Origin of the sequence: Paenibacillus tundrae, assembly GCF_030812775.1 — a bacterium.
In the GTDB taxonomy this organism is placed as follows: Bacteria; Bacillota; Bacilli; order Paenibacillales; family Paenibacillaceae; genus Paenibacillus; species Paenibacillus tundrae_A.
On record NZ_JAUSTI010000009.1, the window covers coordinates 257,344 to 275,787 of the forward strand.

Here is an 18,444-nt window from a genome sequence, read left to right on the forward strand (position 1 = left end):
GATAACCATGCCGGAATACATACAACGGGTCAAGATAACCATGTCTTTTCCTTTACGTTGGGTGAACAGTTATGTATTACATGAAACGGATGGAACGGTTACGATTGTAGATCCAGGGCCGCGTAGCAGTGAGACCGAACTAGAGTGGCAGGAAGCGCTAGCGAGTTTAGGATTATCTTTTCAATCCATTAGCCAAATTGTGTTAACGCATCATCATCCAGATCATCTTGGCTTGTCGGGCTGGCTGCAGCAAAAGACGGGTGCTCCTGTGCGCATGTCTAGTCGATCCATGAAAGAGGCAGAGTACATGTGGGGGCAGAACGCCACCATTAATGTCGTGCTACCTGAATATTATGCACAGCATGGGATGCCAGCAGATAAGACAAAACAGATTCATGAGCACATGGAGAGCTTTGATTCGCAGATTACCCCTCTTCCAGAGATAACTTCTATAGAAGATGGTGAGTGGTTGCAGATGGGAGGCCAGCGGTGGATGGCGGTGGAAACAGGAGGACATGCTCCGGGGCATTTATCCTTTTATGCTCCCGAGTCGAGAGAGATCCTGTGCGGTGATGCTGTTTTGCCACAGATTTCGCCTAATGTAAGTCTTCAGCCCGGAAGTGACCCTCAGCCCTTACTATCTTATATGGAGGGGTTGCATCGTCTTGGGGCTTTGGAAGTGGAGCGAGCATATCCTGGGCATCGTAATCCGTTTCTTCATTTCAATGAACGAACGGTTCACCTGCTCACGCATCATGAGGAACGACTTCAGAAGATGGCTGAGCGAGTAGCGGAGGCACCTGTGAGTGCGTATGACCTTTGTTTATTCATGTTCAGCGATCGCTTGAGCACCCATCAGCTACGATTTGCAATGAGTGAAACGTTAGCACATTTACAAGAGCTGGTTCGGAGAGGGCTCGTTGTTCAGCAGGAACAGAGAGACGGTATGTTTTTGTTTAACATCAAGAAGTAAGTGCGTGATGATGTGTTACACTTCGTTAACGTGCGTTTAATCATAAGGTTCTGGACCAGAGATGTTCTCTGACCAGAGCCTTCTTTGTGTTGAACTTTTTTTGGCGGAAACTGTATTGTAAATTCCTTGATCTAACTGTAAAGCTTTAGCCTTTCTTAACGGTTCATTCATCTGCTTTTAAGCCAGCCTACCTAAGATAGGAACATGAACTTCACCACAGAAGGTAGGGAAGATCGATGAAGGCAAAACGTAACCAATGGAGAAAATGGCAAGCCTCGGCCGCAGCAACATTAGTGGTGGCTGCACTCTTTCAATATGTAAGATCTTCGGATGCTTTTGACGTCGCTTATGCATCTGCGAACGGAACAGATACAAGTAACACCATCAACAGTGAGGTGGCTACGCGCGATGACGTAATAGATGAATGGGACAACAGTCGAACGAACAGCTCTAGTCCGAGCCTTCAGTACAACCAAGATTACGGAAACAACCAGAGTCGTGGAGGTGGAGATGGGTCAAGTGGTTTGGCACCATACTCCAATTACTCCAGAACAGCACCAAGCGGCAATTCAACGGATAAACAGAATCAGCAAAATGATTCAAGAACCTTTAGTGGCAGTTATCAGTCACGTACAGGTGCATCATGAGCCGGGTTGAGCAGCCACAGGCAATCCTTCCGCGGGTTTCTCGCTTCCGCGCGATGAATACGGTGATCGAGGTGCAGTTAGTTACGGGCCAGGAGGAAGCCGAGCATGCTGCGGATCTAGTACAGAATTGGTTTGAAACACAGGAGAGACGTTTTAGCCGATTTGTACCGGATAGTGAGCTTAACCGGCTGAATCGCTCTATAGGCTGGTTGCCTGTTTCTGCTGCGATGGATGAAGTGCTAAGCCTTGCCTACGGATACATTGGTCATACGGAAGGCATCTTTCAGCCAGGTATTGCCCAAGCACTTCGTCAGCAAGGATACGATGTAAGCTCTGAGCAGTTGCAATCAGACCAGCTTAAAGAACAGCTGGATTATAGCCACACAGCACAGCCGTTATCTTCTACCTCATCAGATGAAAAATTTGATTACTGTCGTCCTGGGTGGATGCACAGAGAGGGGAGCCGAATGGTTCACTTAGACCCTGGTACTGAGCTGGATCTTGGCGGTATCGTCAAAGGGTGGGCTGTAGAACGTATAGTAGACTGGTTGCAACGTTCACTCCATATTCCTGCTGGGATGATTAATGCGGGCGGTGATATTCAGGTCTGGGGCACACCTGCTCATACCAGCTGGACGCTCTATATCACCGACCCGTTCTTGGAGAAGCGCAATCTGACAGGTAGCATTCAGTTAGATGGTGGAGCAGTTGCGACGTCGAGTCTAGCGCGGAGACAATGGATGCATCCTAGCGGTAACGGTCAAATGGCTCACCATTTAATCGACCCTCGAACGATGCAGTCCGCGAATACGGATATCGTACAGTGTACTGTTCTGGGGCAACACACCTCCCAATGCGAGATTATAGCGAAGACCGTTTGCATTCTGGGAAGTGAAGAAGCGATTCGTTGGTTGAATCGGCATTACGACCGACATGACGTGTTATGGGTGACGCGGGACGGCAGTATGTGGTTCAGAGGAAATACAGAAAAGTTAGCTGAGCGCTGGCCTGGCTTTGATCCCGATCACCGTTTTAGCCTAATTTAAGTTGTTCAAAAAGTCGCTTGAACGCGCATTTTAGACGACAATTCTATCGGATGTGGGGGAGCCGCTTATGGCACAATGGATTGTAGATTATCTACCAACCTGGAGTTTAATTCGAATTAGTGGTATAGCCGCCTATCTATTGCTCTTTGCAGGTGTGTTTCTAGGCATTGCTCAAGGTATGCCGGCAGCAAAGGGAAAGCCAAAAGCGGTGATGTATAAATGGCATACGAGAACCACGTGGATCGCATTTGGATTGGGACTTGCTCATGCGCTAATCTTGTATATAGATCATTACAGTCCGTTTAGCTGGAGTGAATTGTTGATTCCATTTACAGCCGCGGTGCATCCGATTGGAAGTGGACTAGGTACGTTGTCCTTTTATGGACTGGTCATTGTTTTACTGTCTAGTGATCTTCGTAACAAGTTTGGCCGCAAATGGTGGTTTATCTTCCATATGTTGTCCTATCCGGTGTTCGTCGGCTTACTCATCCATGGATTTGTGATAGGCTCGGATTCCAGTAACGTATGGATGCGATTGTTGTACGTATTCACTGGTTTGAGTATGATCGGAATGACTGTGTTGCGTGGTTTGATGCGGGAGCGCAAAGGACCTGAGATTACAATTGGTCGCAAACCTATGCCGACTGAACCCACTGTTGAACGGAATTGGAGTGAGGTATATCAATTTGCAAGAGTAGGCGTAGGCAGACAGGAGCATTTAAAATAGTTATGTGACAGAGTTGGCTCTACGGAGCCAACTTTTTTGTGTAGTGCGTAGATAATAGTAGTAATTAGCATGAAAAATAGATAGTGTTATAATTTTATGGAATAAAAATAAGTTTTGTCTGGAGGGAAATTAGTATGTTTAGAAAACTTGAATTGAAAGAACTTTCTTTATCCTTTGGAGGTATCGGAGTCACGCTTGAGAAGAAAGGAAATGAATTGAAACATGAGATTCTTAGAGAAATGTTTGTTATCAGACATACATTATCAGATTTTTATTACCGATATGAAGCTATAAACGATAAGATGTCTTATGAAGAGCCAGATGAAGAAACTCGATCAGAGACAATCGCTAACTTAATGTTTGAGAAAGTGTTTGAGACTTATTTAGATTTATCCAAATTCTTTTTAGGCAGTAAATATTTTGTGCTTCTTACTAAGCAAGAAAGGCAGAGGACTTTATCAGTTTTTGATAACATTACTAGTGTGAAGGTTAGTATGGAGGAAAATGAGGATTTTTATCTAGATGCTTATGAACAAGTAGAATTAATGGAAGATTTAAATGTTTTATTTCATAAAATTGATAAAGAAATTGAAGCTATTATTGAAACGATTGATCAGAACTGATTGTAACTTAAGCATATAGGAGTGGGAGATTGAATTACAATGAGAAGGATATTAGAGAAAAAATTAAAGAGTCAGGATATGCGGCATATTTTCCCTGTTCTCGATGTCACGAAGATCATGATCAATGGTATGAAGGATTAACTAATTTTGATAATTGCCCAGACTTGTTTAGCGGATGTGAGTGGATTTCAATTGGAAATCGTTTTATAAATTTTGTGAACAACGAAGAGTCCACAAATTATAAATTGTCATTGTGTCCTGATAAGGAGAAAAAGGGCAATAAAATTGATTCAAAAAAACCAGATTTGTTATTTAATAATTCCACATCAAAGAGATTTGTAGTTGAGGTAAAGGAACTTCATGAGCTTATCCCTCAGAAAAACCAAGATGCTAAGTCTTTTTCAGAACTCGCTCGAAATATTGGTGTTGCGATTTTATTAGATAAACCAAGACTGAAAGCACTCCCGTATGGATTAACAATGGATGTAAATGTTAGGTGGGGAAAAAACGAGAAACAAAAATATACTTTGGAAATACTAAAAAATATGAAGAGAATTCTAGCTAATGGATTTGCAAACTCACCTGAAGAATCAGAATTTTTTGAGGTGGGAGGGATTAATTTCTGCTTCATGATTTTAGACGAGGAAAGTGCAATTGAAAATAATGTGAGTGATGGAGAAGTTAAAATTATTGGCCCAATCAGTTTTGGTACAACGAGGGACTTGAAACCTTCAAGAGAAAGAATTCAACAATATTTAGACAAGGTATTTAAGTCCTGTGAAAAAAAGTTTGAATTCTACATAGATTCTGATTATAGAAGAGCCTTACTTATTGTTGATGAAAGTAATTATATTAGTCAACTGGTTTATTCTGAGCTTAGTAAAGTGAAGATGTCATATGATCAAAATTTTGAAATTTGGTTTGCTTCCCGAATTTATGAGGAGATTGATGAGTATGGAAACGAAGAATTTTATGGCTCTTATGATTTTAAAAAAGTCATTTTATAAGAGTGAAAGGGTTTGAGATATCCTCGCGTAGCAAGTGCATCTACTGCGCTCATCTGTGCACCTGTTGATTTATCAGTCTTTCTTATGGAAAATGACAAACAAGCTAACCATCCTGTCTCTAGTCAGTCATAGAGTATGGATGGATTAGCTTGAACGGGAAATATGTGCTTATGACTTAAATGGCATCATCGCTTACGGGCTTCTCACCAAGCTCTTTTTCACGCTCGGACTGTTTGCGATGGGCAATACGGCTACTTGCTGCCGATGCAATTGCACCTACAATGTCATCAAGGAATGTGTGCACAGGACCATGGCTCTTATCATTTAGACGTTCTAGCACCCCTGGTTTAAGCTTGTCCACATACCCGTAATTGGTGAAACCGATGCTGCCGTATACATTCACGATGGAAAAGGCGAGAATCTCATCGACGCCGTAGAGCCCCTCATCATTCTCAATCATCTCTTGCAAAGGCGCAAGGAGTTGACCTTGCTCAGCTAGCAAGTCGAGTTGAATACCTGTCAGTACAGCGTTCTGGACTTCACGCTTCTTCAGTACCATCTCTACATTTTCAATACATTCTTCCATGGTAAGGTCTGGGTAATACTTCTTCTGAAGAAACATGACGAGTTCCGCGATCTCAAGGATCTTCACGCCCCGTTTATGTAACCATTCCCGGGTTGCCTCCGCGACTTTGCGGCTATTGAGGCTATAAGGGATTTTTTCTTGCTCAGGATGTTCCATGGGCGATTCCTCCTCTGATGTTAGCAATGCCAATATTCTTGTCTCCTAATACGTTATTAACCGTTTTAGGTTTCTTTATTATTTTTATGAAGCAAAAGTAGATTTTTTTTTCATTTAAGACCGGTTAGAATCATGATGCTAAAGGTGGTTTTCAGTTGTTGAGACGATGGGAAGAAAATAGAAATGAAGTAGCGGGTTTTTGGAACAACCTCTAAAAAGTAGTTATTTTTTGAACGAAGGCTCGTATACATGGTAGTACAAACTGTAAAAATGATGAGGGGGAACGAGATCATGAGTAAGATCCGTAATTTCCGCAAAGCATCAGCAGCTGCACTACTGAGCGTACCATTGGTATTGTCTGGCTGTAGTATGTTTAATGCACAGTCTTCCGAAGCAGTCGATCCACCGCCGCCTATCCAAGAAGCTGCAATGATTCAAGCTGCTGAGGGAAATGGTGTATTGGCTACACTCCCGCTCACTACTGTTTATTTGCAGGATCAGCAGGGATTACTCGCTCCAGTGTCACTGACGCTTCCATCCGGCACGGATATAGGTAGTCCCAAAACGGCACTTGATACATTAGTCACAGGTGGCCCATATGCAGGGATGCTTCCTGAAGGGTTCCAAGGTGTGCTTCCGCAGGGAACTGTCGTGCAGAATGTGACCATTCATGCAGAGGATAAGCTGGCGGTGGTCGAGTTCTCTGGCAATTTTGCCAAGTATGATGCCAAGGATGAGCGAAAATTACTTGAGGCTGTAACATGGACATTGACAGGAACACCGGATGTGGAGAACGTGCAAATCTGGGTAGATGGCAAAAAGCTATCACAAATGCCGGTAAACAGCACGCCGCTGCCAGAGCCGTTGAACCGGGCAGTAGGTATTAATCTCGATTTGGGCGATAGCTTTACAACGAACAGCAGTCCGGTCACGGTCTATTTCTCAGCCGCATCACCAGCAGGAGTTCAGTATTATGTTCCGGTGACACGTCTCGTGACCCCAGGAGAAGACCGAGTACAAGCTGCACTTAACGAACTGATCAAAGGCCCGGCGAAAAGCGGCGAGCTGGAAGAGGTCATGACGGGTGGTACGGAGCTACAATCGGTCAAAACATCGGAGGATGGGACAGTAACCGTCGCACTTAAGGATGATATGTTTACTGAGGGCGATATCGTGCCAAGTGAGTTGTTACAATCCGTTGTTCTCACTACGACAGAAAATACGGTAAGCAAGGATACTAAAGTCCAGATCGAATGGAATGGGCAAAAAACCGTCATGAGTGATGATAATCAGGATTATAGTGCACCTGTATCTAAACCTGAACATATCAATGAAATTCCGATTTAAGCAATCTAGGGAAGAGTATACTTGCAGTCCTTATAAGCTTGAAGCGGCACACGTTGAAGTAACGTTCAACGGATATAGGTGCTTTTGCAAGAACTCTTTGGTAAAATAAAAGAGATTAGTGAAAGTGTGTTACAGCTCGACATTACAGGATGCTTAAGTCGTAGGAGGCAGAAATGATGAGATCTAACGGACGAAACAGCGAACAGCTGCGGCCGATGAATTTAACAATTAACACGAATAAATACGCTGAAGGTTCTGTACTGATTGAAGTCGGAGATACCAAGGTGATTTGTACAGCTACAGTGGAGGAACGTGTTCCTCCCTTTATGAAAGGCCAAGGAAAAGGCTGGGTAACAGCCGAGTATTCCATGTTACCACGTGCAACACATACTCGGAATCAGCGTGAAGCTAACCGTGGTAAATTGACTGGACGCACAATGGAAATTCAGCGTCTAATTGGCCGGGCACTGCGTTCGGTTGTTAATCTGCAGGCGCTTGGTGAGCGCACGATTACGCTGGATTGTGATGTGATCCAAGCAGATGGAGGCACGCGTACAACGTCCATTACCGGATCGTTTGTTGCTCTGGCACTCGCTGTAAACAAAATCGCACAACAGCACAAACTGCAAGTATTCCCAATTACAGACTTCATTGCAGCGGTAAGTGTGGGTGTTGTAGGTGAACAGCCTGTGCTGGATCTGAATTATGATGAAGACTCCAAAGCTAAGGTTGATATGAACCTAGTGATGACAGGCAGCGGGAAGTATGTAGAATTACAAGGAACAGGTGAAGAAGCTCCCTTTGACCGTCGTGAATTGAATACGATGCTGGAACTGGGTGAGCAAGGAATCCTGGAAATGATTGAGCGACAAAAAGAAGTGCTTGGACCGATTGCACTCAAAATTGGTGCACGCGGATTAGGGGAAGCTTAAACATGAGCTTGGATAGTTCCATTATCATTGTTGCTACCCGTAATCAAGGTAAAGTAAGGGAGTTCGCTCATGCCTTTGCTCCTCTTGGCAAAGAGGTCAAAAGCATGTTTGATTATCCTGAACTCCCGGATGTCGTTGAAGATGGCGTAACATTTGCGGAGAATGCCTGGAAGAAAGCCAAAACCGTAGGGGATGCACTTGGACTTCCTGTACTAGCTGACGATTCCGGGTTGTGCGTTGATCTATTAGACGGAGATCCAGGGGTGTATTCAGCAAGATATGCAGGTGAAGGGGCAACAGATGCTCAGAACAATGCTAAATTGCTGGATGCGCTTGAAACGTTGAAATCTGGGGAAGATACTGAGCAACCATTGCTCAGCCCTGCACGTTTTGTCTGTGCGTTGGTCCTATATGATCCAGCAACCGGAGATAAGTTTGAGGCAGAAGGCACTGCGGAAGGCTGGATTACCGCTGAAGCAGCAGGTGCTGGTGGCTTTGGATATGATCCGCTCTTCTATGTGCCTGAGTACGAGATGACTATGGCTGAATTGACGCTTGAACAGAAACAAGCCATCAGCCACCGCGGCCATGCACTAAGAGCACTCGTTTCTAGACTAGCAACGTAAAGAGGTTTTCCTAAACGTTTGGCTAGCAATGAACAGATACATTGTTAAGTCTACATCGGTTCTACAAGAATTGAAGCATGAACAGTAGGGTACGTCAGTTTAAGCGATGACCACCCTGCTGTTGGTGCTTTTTTGTGTTTTTGGTGAGAACATGAGTTCTTATTCCTATTAATAACAATGGAAGCTTTGCACGTTTGAGAATCGGGTTGGGACTAGAGTTGGAAGAAGTTGCAAGCTTCATACGGGATGGGGTAACATTCAAGATAACGATCAATTATTGAACTCAAACGGAGGGATTGGCGTATGCAAGAAGTGAAGCTTACAGTTTCTTATGATGACTATGAGAATGGAATTCGAATTGAGAATTTAATTGAAGAACTTGCTGCCAAACCGGAAAGTCGCACACTCGAAAGTTTGGTCATCGGAGATTGGGGACAGGCATACGAGAGTTCACCTGATGATTTCATAGCTAAGCTTGTTGAACTGGCTCCACAGTTCCCATCGCTGAAGAAATTGTTTATCGGGGATATGGGGTTTGAAGAGTGTGAGGTATCTTGGATTGTCCAAACAGATCTAACGCCATTATTAAGGACTTTTCCTCAATTAACATCGTTTTGGGTTAAAGGGAGTAATGACTTAAGTCTGGAACCGTTGGAGCATGCAAACCTTGAAGAATTGGTGATTATTTGTGGAGGCTTACCGAAAAAAGTAATATCCTCCGTTACTCATGCCAAGTTACCTGAGCTACGGAAGCTAGAGTTATATTTGGGTGTCGAAGATTATGGCTTCGATGGTTCATTGGAGGATGTAAGCCCGCTGTTTGAACAGGGAAGATTCCCGAAACTAGTGTATCTGGGTCTGAAAGATAGTGAGATTCAGGATGAGATTGCGCAGGCTATTGCTGAGGCTCCTATCCTGGATCAACTTGAAGTGTTGGATCTCTCCCAAGGCACTTTATCGGATGTAGGGGCTAAAGCTCTACTAGCTAGCGATAAGATCAAAAAATTAAAGCATCTCGATCTGAGCTATCACTATATGACCGACGAAATGCTCATTCAATGGAAACGTTCGGGAATCTCTGTTGATGTGAGTGATCAGCAACAAAGCGATGAGGATGATTGGCGGTATCCGTCTTTGACGGAATAACGTGAGTGATCAAGAGCGACCTTTTCTACTGATAGGGAATCCGGATAATCGGCGGACATTTGCCTTGCAGCAAGCAAGACTGAGGAAAGGGTTGAAGCCTGCCGTTGTATTGTCTTATATTAATCTGCTTCAGACGTGGAGGCAAGGAGGAAACATCGCCGAAGTAGTTTCAGAAGCGATCTCACAAGGTGAAGGCCGAGAAGGTGCTGAAGATTGTGCGTTCTTCATACGAGTGGATGCACCGGGCGAGAACTGGAATGTGGAACGTGAGCTATTGTCTCTGGGTGCGACTGTCTACTCGCCGCTTCATCGGGTTGATAACCGTATGATGGTTACGCAAGAACAGGCGTTGTTGCTGGAGCAGGAGTGGGGGCGAATTTACGCACCTGCTCAATGGTTTGACGGCTGGAGGGCGTGTTTGGCACGAATAGATAAGGAAGTTCAGCAATTCTTCCCATCTGCTCGCTTTTTGAATCATCCTACAGACATCATAACGATGTTTGATAAAAGGCAATGCCAGCAGCAATTGTCTGCTCATGGAGTGACCGTGCCACCTTCGCTTCAAACTGATGTTCCGATCCGGAATTATGATGAATTACGTGCAGCTATGCGGTCTGAGGGGATGCATCGTGTATTTGTCAAACTCGCTTGTGGCTCAGGCGCTTCAGGTGTTGTAGCATATCAGTTCAACCCACGAACGGGTGCTGAAATTGCTATAACGACAGTGGGAATGGAACGGAATGGGACAGAGATTGTTTTTTATAATGAAGGTGGCATGCGCAGGTATACCCGTACCGAAGAGATTAGCATTCTGTTGGACTGGTTATGTGCGGAAGGTGCACAGATAGAACGTTGGATGGCGAAATCGTCCATAGGTTCACGGGTTTTTGATGTTCGTCAGCTCATCGCAGGTGGACAGGTGGGTCATGCAATTGTTCGTCTAAGTAAGACACCGATCACGAACCTTCATTTACGTAATGATCGCCTTCTGCCTCTTGAGGCGGGATTGAAGGATGACCAGATGTTATTAATTCAGAATGCCGCCCAAGCAGCGTTGTCTGCATTTCCGAACTCTTGGTCTGCCGGAATTGATGTCATGCTTAGTGGAACTGAACCTTGTGCTTACGTTCTAGATGTTAACCCGTTTGGGGATCTTTTATATCGGGTACAGCATCGCGGACTAGGTACATATGAATGGCAAATGGAACTTTTACGAGAGGAGCCCGATTACTATGCCTGATATGAACACCATCGTGGGCTCTCATGATCTATTAATGATTACGCTGGATACGTTGAGGTATGATGTAGCCAAATTGGAAGAAACGAATTGTCCCAATTTGTGCGGCACAGGTTCATGGGAGAAGCGGCATACACCAGGCAGCTTCACCTATGCGGCTCATCACGCTTTTTTTGGTGGTTTTATGCCTACGCCTGCAAATACGGACAAGGCTTCTCATGTCCGGTTGTTTCACTCCCGCAATACGGGGTTGAAAACTCACCCCCATACGTGGCTGTTTGATACGCCTGATATGGTGTCTGGACTTGCAGCGGAAGGATACCGCACGGTGTGCATTGGCGGTGTTATTTTTTTTACAAAGAAAAACCCGCTTGCTAAAGTGCTACCAGGTTATTTCCAGCAGAGCTATTGGCGTATGAACTTTGGTGTAACCAACCCTCGTTCAACGGAGAATCAAGTGCAGCATGCATTGAAACTGCTCAAGCAAATTCCGCCGGAAGAGAAGCTGTTTCTATTCCTGAATGTCTCGGCTATTCATGGTCCGAATCGGTATTTTATAGAGGGAGCCAAAGAGGATTCTATCGAGACGCAGCGAGCTGCGCTACGCTATGTTGATCAAGCACTTGGGCCATTATTTGAAGCGATGAGAGAACGTACAAGACCAACGTTTTGCCTCGCTTTTTCTGATCATGGTACTGCATATGGTGAGGATGGCTATCAAGGACATCGCTTGGCGCATGATGTCGTCTGGAACGTGCCGTATCGTGAATTTGTGTTATAGATATAGTGAATATTCAGAAAAAGTACGGCTTTCAGTACCGAGAAGATGGGATGAAGGTAGAAATGGAGTAGCGGAGCGTAGGGAAACTACGTGAGCAACGGATATTTCGGCTGAATTCCATATTCGATGCTGAGGATGCCTTTTGGCATCCTTTGTAATCAAAGTCGTACTTAAAATAAACCGGAGATAGGAGGAAACCGATGGATAGTCAAGATTACACCATGACAACAGGCCATTCCGTACAGTCCGGGTCGTCTAATACAGCTACAAGTCTTAGAGAAGTTCTTACAACGCCGTATCGCTCGTATTTGTACTCTTATCCTCATAAGACAGCGTATCGTGAGCTAGATCCACCTAAGCCACTCGCCCCGCTATGGGAACGTGAGAATACAGATACTTATTTTTTGTATATGCACATCCCGTTTTGTGCAGCACGCTGTGGCTTCTGTAATCTGTTTACATTACCAGATCGGCGCGATGATACCCATGAGCGTTATGTGGATGCCTTGGAGCGTCAAGCTAAACAATGGGCACCAATCACTTCGCGTAGACCCTATTCGCGCTTCGCTATCGGTGGCGGAACACCTACGCTATTAAATGAAGTACAGTTAAATCGACTGTTTGATATCGCTGAAGAGGTAATGGGTCTTGACCCACAACAAGCTTCAATCTCAGTAGAGACATCTCCCGATACGGTAACAGATGCCAAGCTTGCGATTATGAAAGAACGAAGCGTAGATCGTGTTAGCATGGGTATCCAGAGCTTCATTGAAGCCGAGGCTTCAGCGATCTATCGCCCACAGAAACCGCAAGAAGTGGAGCGAGCTCTCGAGAAGCTCACCAAATATAATTTTCCGCTATTGAACCTGGATCTTATCTATGGACTGCCTGGACAGACCGTCGAATCATGGCTTTACTCGCTGGAACGTGTCCTTGCATATGAACCGGGTGAGATTTTCATTTATCCACTCTACACACGGGAGAATACGATTGTGAAACCGGATGATATAGAGCGCCAAGGGCCAGACATTCGGATGGAGCTTTACAGAGCTGCGCGGGAGACATTGAAGAGTCGCGGATATGTGCAGTATTCTATGCGCAGATTTGCGAAGGAGCAATCCTCTGCGGGAACGAAGGTGCTTTTACCTTATAGCTGTCAGGAGGAAGGCATGGTTGGACTTGGTTGCGGAGCTCGCTCATACACAAGCGAAGTGCACTACGCTTCTAAGTATGGAGTTAGTTATAAAGCGACGCAGAGCATCATAGCAGATTATGTGGCTACGGAGCGATATGATGTGGCGGACTATGGAATTGTGCTGAGTCTTGAGGAACAGAAGCGGCGATTCATTCTCAAAGCACTTCTGCACCGGGAGGGCTTGGCGTTACAGGATTATGATCAGCGATTTGGAACAAGCGTGATGTCCGAGTACAGTTGGCTTGGTGAATTGCTGACCGAAGGAATGGCGGAGCTTAAGAACGAAATGGGCGTGGAGTTCTTACGTTTGACCGAAGAAGGGCTAGGGTACTCGGATGCCATTGGGGATTGGTTGATATCGGCCGAAATCCGTGAACAAATGGAAGGGTTTGTATTCTCATGAGAGCCACCTTGTATTATCGCGGCAAGCTGTCATCTTGTAATTACGACTGCCCCTATTGTCCGTTTAGTAAAACGGTAGATTCTAAGGAGACTCTGGCGCTGGATGAACAGCAACTGCGTCGATTTGTAAAATGGGTGAGGGAACAGGAAGGTTCGGGAGACCAATTTTCCATTTTCTTTAATCCGTATGGAGAAGCATTGGTTCGGCGCTGGTACCGTGAAGCCATGGTAGAGTTGTCTCACATGCCTCATGTGGATAAGATTGCTGTGCAAACCAATTTATCCGTTAAACTGGATTGGGCGCAAGAACTTAACACACACAAAGCGGCATTTTGGGCGACATATCATCCGCGTGAAACGAAAGAATCTTCTTTTGTAAAACAGTGTATGACTTTGCGAGAAATGGGCATTGGATTCAGTGTAGGTACAGTAGGATTACGTAGCGCATTCCCAGCTATTCAATCCATGAGGGAGTGTCTACCGAGCGATGTGTATATGTGGGTCAATGCCTTCAAGGATCGCCCCAAGTATTACACACCGGAGGAAATTCATTTTTTGCGGCAGATTGATCCGCTTTTCGAAGGTAATCTGCAGGATTATGACAGCTTGGGCAAGCGTTGTGCGGCTGGTTCGAATGTGTTTTATGTGCAAGGATCAGGGCATGTGAAGAGATGTTATAAAGATCGCCGAATCATTGGACATTTGTATCGCGATGGTCTAGAAGCTTTGGCTGCGGATCGTCCTTGTAGCATGAAGAAATGTGGTTGTTATATTGGCTACATTCATATGGAGGATACACCGTTTAGAGACATTTTCGGCACCGGCCTGCTTGAACGAAATCCAGAGTTGATCCACCGTTAAAGACCATGATCTGAACTCATTTATAAGACTAAAGACTTTATTTCAGCTGGGGAAGCTAAGTAAAGTCTTTTTTTATTTAGGTGTAAAGTTTTAAAGACCAAAAATAAGAATATAAGTCGTGGAGCATCATGCCTAAAATATCTGAAATAAGTCTAGAATATAGTATTTGCTGATACTAAATACCCGTTTTTGTGCGTGCAAGTATGCTAACATAAATTGAATTATCGACTGGTAATGTGTCAATGCAGACCATTAGGGAAGTGACGGGGAACACGGCTACGGGAACGGAAGAAGTGAGCGCAACCACGGAGGAACAATTATCAGCGATGCAAGAGATTGCTTCGGTAGCAAATGACCTATCTTCTATGACAGAGGAACTGCAGCAGTCTATTAATCGATTCAAAGTGTGATGGATGGGTGAGTTAAAAGTAAAAAGGATGCCGCTTCAATGTAAGGTGTATTGGTTTCATCGGTTTGCAATTAGCTAAAAGGGTGTCTGGGAACAACAAGTCTGTTGTTTTATCAGACACCCTTTTCTGTGTATAAGCATTCAGTCTAATTCTAACGAATTGCCACGTTATACGTCCGTAGCCAAGTGTTGATCTGAGTTAGATAAGCAAATAATTGTGGGCCGGACATTAATTGCCCGAACCATGGAAGGTTCGAAGCGGCATCAGGTGAAGAGGCTAGTTTGCGAATTTGCGCTTTGTCGATTAAAGGCAATATCGGAGAACTAGCATCGTCCAGAATCTCAAGCACTTGTTGTTTGACTGCAGCCAAATATTCAGGATTATGTGTTTTGGGATAAGGACTCTTTTTACGATACAAAACATCGTCTGGTAACACGCCTTCGAGTGCTTTGCGGAGGATTCCTTTTTCTCTACCACCGGTAATTTTCATTTCCCAGGGAATGTTAAACACGTATTGAATCAGGCGATGATCGCAATAAGGTACACGTACCTCTAGTCCAGCACCCATACTCATTCGATCCTTACGGTCAAGCAATGTAGGCATAAATCGTGTGATATTAAGGTATGACATGACTCTCATCTGAGCAGCTTTACCTGTTTCGGCAGCAAGTAAAGGCACTTCAGCTACAGCATCGGAATAACGGTCTGCAAGATAGTCGAGAGGTCGAATCCATTCGCGTACGTCTGGAGATAGCAATCCTGCTCGCATATCTGGAGCAACCGACCAAGGGAACGTACCTGAATTTAGCATTTCATCCCGATGGAACCACGGGTATCCGCCAAACACTTCATCGGCAGCTTCTCCTGAGATGGCTACGGTGGCTCCTTTTTTGATTTCTTTACAGAATAAATAGAGGGAGGAGTCCACATCCGCCATCCCTGGTAGATCGCGTACAAGCATGGCTTGAGTCAGCGCCTTTACGAGCTCGCCGTTCTCAATCTCAATCCAATGATGATCTGTTTTCAGTTCGTCAACCATACGTTGTATCCAAGGGCCGTCTGCACCAGGTTGGAAGGAATGAGCCTGGAAGTGCTTCGCGTTATCGACGTAATCGACCGAATATGTGCTCACTCGGCCTTGACCCGTTCGATTGTAATAGTCTACTGCCAGTGCTGACAGAGCACTGGAATCGAGCCCGCCGGATAAGAGAGAACATACCGGAACATCAGAGGCGAGTTGACGTTCCAAGGTATCTTGTAACAAACGACGTACTTCGGCTGCTGTTGCGTCTAAATCATGCTCATGGGGTACGCTTTCCAGCTTCCAATAGGGATAAGTACGAATACCATTTCTGTTGAAAATAAGTGCATGAGCAGGTTTTAATTCGTGAAGGGAAGAGTATACACCGTGTCCCGGTGTCCGTGCTGGGCCAACAATAAATACTTCTGCCAGTCCTTCCGGCCCTACTGCAGCTTCCACATCTGGATGCAGCAAAAGGGATTTGGGCTCAGATCCGAACACGAGTGCATCCTTTTCATTACTGTAAAAAAGAGGTTTAACGCCAAGGCGATCTCTTGCCATAAATACTTGCTCGCGTCCGCCGTCCCAGATGGCAAAAGCAAATATGCCATTAAACCGGTCAACACATGCCGGTCCCCATTCGATGTAAGAGGCTAGCAATACCTCTGTGTCACATTGCGTACGGAAGTGATGCCCACGCTGAAGCAATTCGTTTTTTAATTCGGGAGCATTGTATAGTTCTCCGTTATACACGACGGTATAGGAGGTGTCTCCTTGTAACGCATGCATCGGCTGAGCTCCGTTCTCTGGATCCATTACGCTGAGTCGCCGATGTCCAAAAGCACAAGGATTGGAAATCCATGTACCTGAAGCGTCAGGTCCTCGGTTCGACAAACTGTCCGTCATTCGGACCAGCAGCTCCGATTCCTGGGTCAAATCCCGATTCCACTGTATGAAGCCGGTTATACCGCACATGGTTGTTCATCCTTTCTTAGTCGAGTCGTTGATCTGAATGATGTTTGCAGAGCTAAGCCCTGCAAATATGTTCGTTTTTGTCAGAGGTCGTAACAAATATATGCCGAAAGTAGGCATAAAATGTCTGTCCTCTTCGGAAACTAGCTATAGGGATAACAGCCTCAAGCATGCTGTGAAGGAGAGAATTATGATGGAAGGTACCACCTATTATGTATCCGTGGTTGGGCGTTCCGTGTTGCCTGATCAGCACTCATCAAGCTATGAGTGGGTCATTCAGGCGACACCTCAGGAGGCTGAGCATCTAAGAGGGCTTCTTCAATTAATGCAGGAAAAAGAGGAGGAGGCCTTTCCGGGAATGGTATTCCCTTGGCCAGACACCCCTGAGGAATCTGTGAACCGTGCTTATGAAGAAGCCCTACAGCGGGTGTATCGGGCAATTTATCAGTTAGGAACACCTGAAACCCGTTCTGTCATTGAACAAAGTACATGAATGAACAAAGGAGCGCGATATGAAATGTATGCAATTCAGGATGCTAAAATACGTAGATTAACCGAAGTTGATGGATTGGCTTGTGCTGAAGTGGAGGTTCAACCTGGAAATGCAGGAGATCCTTCTTTGCTTGTATATGTAGCTGCAACTGCTCCAACGAATACATTGGAGATCGTGCGGGTCGTCCGCAATCACTCTGACGCTGTTCTGGATTGGTACAATAATAATATGCACACTGCCTTTGAGGATGCTACAGAAACGGCGTTTGAGAACAGTGAAGGGGCTACTGCATCGGAAGACAGAGCTAAATTTCAAAGTGAATTGTTTGCTTTTGGCCTGCTCGGTCCTACGTTACAAAGGTATTTAATTGGTCAAGCCTAATCTGGAATAAAATACAGCAAAAAACCCGCTGGCTTTAATCGTCATACCCCTGTCAAGTAGACAGATGAAAAAAGCTATGCTGCCAGCGCGCATCGATATTCAATCGGTGCGCGCTGTTTGAGTTTCGCTTGAAAGCGTCGGTAGTTATAATTATATATATAATCTTCCACGGCTTGTCGAATCTCTGCTTCTGAATTACACTGGTTAAGGTACAGCTTCTCTGTTTTGAGATGCGAAAAAAAGGATTCGATGCATGCGTTATCCAGGCAGGTTGCTTTGCGAGAGTGGCTGCCTTTGACGCCGAATGCTTCTAATCGTGAGTTGTACGCCTGAGACGTGTACTGGAAGCCCTGATCCGAATGGAGCACGGCTTCCGAAACGTCTCTTTTTTGTGTCCATTGTTCCACCGTATCCAATACGAGCTGGACATCATTTCGTTTGGATAACTGCCAAGCGACAATCTCGTTGTTGAACAAATCCTGAATGACAGACAAGTAAACGAATGCGCTCCCATCCGAAATAAACGTAATATCCGTCACCATTTTTTGCTGGGGTGCGGTGGCATGGAATTTGCGTTTCAGGCGATTCGGATAAATAATAGATGGCGTATAACTGGACTTCTTTCGCTTCTTACGAATCACTGATTGGATCGATAGTTCTCGCATGATTCGCCATACTTTCTTGTGATTAACGTTCAGACCAGCCTCCCACAAGGCCGTTGTCATGCGAGGGCAACCAAACTCTTGATTGGTCATATGAATGGCCATCATGCACTCTTTGATCTCGCGATCGCGCTCTTGTCTTGCTTCTCGCTGCGGCTGTGTTGCTCGCCATTTGTAGTAACTGGATCGGGGTATTCCTGTAATTGCTAAAAG

General features: G+C 45.1%; 20 protein-coding genes. 17 read left to right on the top strand and 3 right to left on the bottom strand.

Annotated features, from left to right (window positions below):
* Positions 1-40 precede the first annotated feature (40 nt).
* From J2T19_RS17855 to J2T19_RS17880, 6 genes are all read left to right on the top strand, one after another.
* A complete protein-coding gene (locus J2T19_RS17855; protein WP_307218045.1) occupies positions 41-973 on the top strand; it encodes an MBL fold metallo-hydrolase in 933 nt (310 codons plus the stop codon).
* Positions 974-1,209: 236 nt separating this feature from the next.
* The gene (locus J2T19_RS17860) at positions 1,210-1,620 is read left to right on the top strand and encodes a hypothetical protein (RefSeq protein ID WP_307218046.1); all 411 of its coding nucleotides are present in this window, start codon (positions 1,210-1,212) and stop codon (positions 1,618-1,620) included.
* 53 nt (positions 1,621-1,673) lie between these two features.
* Complete coding sequence (locus J2T19_RS17865) at positions 1,674-2,666, top strand: FAD:protein FMN transferase (protein ID WP_307218047.1); 993 nt, start codon at positions 1,674-1,676, stop codon at positions 2,664-2,666.
* A gap of 67 nt (positions 2,667-2,733) precedes the next feature.
* On the top strand, positions 2,734-3,393 hold the full coding sequence (locus J2T19_RS17870; protein WP_307218048.1) for a ferric reductase-like transmembrane domain-containing protein: 660 nt from the start codon (positions 2,734-2,736) through the stop codon (positions 3,391-3,393).
* A 134-nt stretch (positions 3,394-3,527) separates the two neighbouring features.
* Positions 3,528-4,016: a hypothetical protein gene (locus tag J2T19_RS17875; protein WP_307218049.1), complete on the top strand. Its 489-nt coding sequence runs from the start codon at positions 3,528-3,530 to the stop codon at positions 4,014-4,016.
* Positions 4,017-4,045: 29 nt separating this feature from the next.
* Positions 4,046-5,023 carry a hypothetical protein gene (locus J2T19_RS17880; protein WP_307218050.1) on the top strand — a complete coding sequence of 326 codons (978 nt, stop codon included), beginning with the start codon at positions 4,046-4,048 and terminating at the stop codon, positions 5,021-5,023.
* Between the two features lie 175 nt (positions 5,024-5,198).
* On the opposite strand, the gene J2T19_RS17885 is transcribed toward J2T19_RS17880, so the two are convergent.
* Positions 5,199-5,765 (bottom strand): phosphatidylglycerophosphatase A family protein, encoded by a 567-nt coding sequence (locus J2T19_RS17885; RefSeq protein ID WP_307218051.1) that lies wholly within the window; start codon positions 5,763-5,765, stop codon positions 5,199-5,201.
* A 291-nt stretch (positions 5,766-6,056) separates the two neighbouring features.
* Between J2T19_RS17885 and J2T19_RS17890 the strand changes: the two genes are divergently transcribed.
* The 9 genes from J2T19_RS17890 (at position 6,057) to J2T19_RS17930 (ending at position 14,702) form a co-directional block, all read left to right on the top strand.
* Positions 6,057-7,112: a GerMN domain-containing protein gene (locus J2T19_RS17890; protein WP_307218052.1), complete on the top strand. Its 1,056-nt coding sequence runs from the start codon at positions 6,057-6,059 to the stop codon at positions 7,110-7,112.
* Between the two features lie 173 nt (positions 7,113-7,285).
* Positions 7,286-8,044 (top strand): ribonuclease PH, encoded by a 759-nt coding sequence (rph, locus tag J2T19_RS17895; protein ID WP_056702812.1) that lies wholly within the window; start codon positions 7,286-7,288, stop codon positions 8,042-8,044.
* A 2-nt stretch (positions 8,045-8,046) separates the two neighbouring features.
* Positions 8,047-8,670 (top strand): XTP/dITP diphosphatase, encoded by a 624-nt coding sequence (locus J2T19_RS17900; protein WP_239293699.1) that lies wholly within the window; start codon positions 8,047-8,049, stop codon positions 8,668-8,670.
* 303 nt (positions 8,671-8,973) lie between these two features.
* A complete protein-coding gene (locus J2T19_RS17905) occupies positions 8,974-9,816 on the top strand; it encodes an STM4015 family protein (protein WP_307218053.1) in 843 nt (280 codons plus the stop codon).
* Position 9,817: 1 nt separating this feature from the next.
* The gene (locus tag J2T19_RS17910; RefSeq protein ID WP_307218054.1) at positions 9,818-11,056 is read left to right on the top strand and encodes an STM4014 family protein; all 1,239 of its coding nucleotides are present in this window, start codon (positions 9,818-9,820) and stop codon (positions 11,054-11,056) included.
* Positions 11,049-11,834: an STM4013/SEN3800 family hydrolase gene (locus J2T19_RS17915; protein WP_307218055.1), complete on the top strand. Its 786-nt coding sequence runs from the start codon at positions 11,049-11,051 to the stop codon at positions 11,832-11,834. The genes J2T19_RS17910 and J2T19_RS17915 overlap by 8 nt, the downstream gene beginning before the upstream one ends.
* A 221-nt stretch (positions 11,835-12,055) precedes the next feature.
* Positions 12,056-13,432, top strand: a complete 1,377-nt coding sequence (locus J2T19_RS17920) for an STM4012 family radical SAM protein (protein WP_307218092.1) — start codon at positions 12,056-12,058, stop codon at positions 13,430-13,432.
* Complete coding sequence (locus J2T19_RS17925; protein ID WP_307218056.1) at positions 13,429-14,292, top strand: STM4011 family radical SAM protein; 864 nt, start codon at positions 13,429-13,431, stop codon at positions 14,290-14,292. Before J2T19_RS17920 ends, J2T19_RS17925 begins: the two co-directional genes overlap by 4 nt.
* 242 nt (positions 14,293-14,534) lie before the next feature.
* Positions 14,535-14,702 carry a hypothetical protein gene (locus J2T19_RS17930; protein WP_307218059.1) on the top strand — a complete coding sequence of 56 codons (168 nt, stop codon included), beginning with the start codon at positions 14,535-14,537 and terminating at the stop codon, positions 14,700-14,702.
* 151 nt (positions 14,703-14,853) lie between these two features.
* Here the strand turns inward: J2T19_RS17930 and asnB are convergent, their stop codons facing one another.
* On the bottom strand, positions 14,854-16,698 hold the full coding sequence (gene asnB / locus J2T19_RS17935; protein WP_307218061.1) for an asparagine synthase (glutamine-hydrolyzing): 1,845 nt from the start codon (positions 16,696-16,698) through the stop codon (positions 14,854-14,856).
* A gap of 190 nt (positions 16,699-16,888) precedes the next feature.
* Between asnB and J2T19_RS17940 the strand changes: the two genes are divergently transcribed.
* Both J2T19_RS17940 and J2T19_RS17945 read left to right on the top strand, forming a co-directional pair.
* On the top strand, positions 16,889-17,188 hold the full coding sequence (locus J2T19_RS17940) for a hypothetical protein (protein ID WP_307218063.1): 300 nt from the start codon (positions 16,889-16,891) through the stop codon (positions 17,186-17,188).
* Between the two features lie 24 nt (positions 17,189-17,212).
* Complete coding sequence (locus tag J2T19_RS17945) at positions 17,213-17,569, top strand: hypothetical protein (protein WP_145049878.1); 357 nt, start codon at positions 17,213-17,215, stop codon at positions 17,567-17,569.
* A 74-nt stretch (positions 17,570-17,643) separates the two neighbouring features.
* On the opposite strand, the gene J2T19_RS17950 is transcribed toward J2T19_RS17945, so the two are convergent.
* The coding region (locus tag J2T19_RS17950) for an IS3 family transposase (protein ID WP_307218065.1) at positions 17,644-18,444 on the bottom strand (801 nt) is incomplete at its 5' end.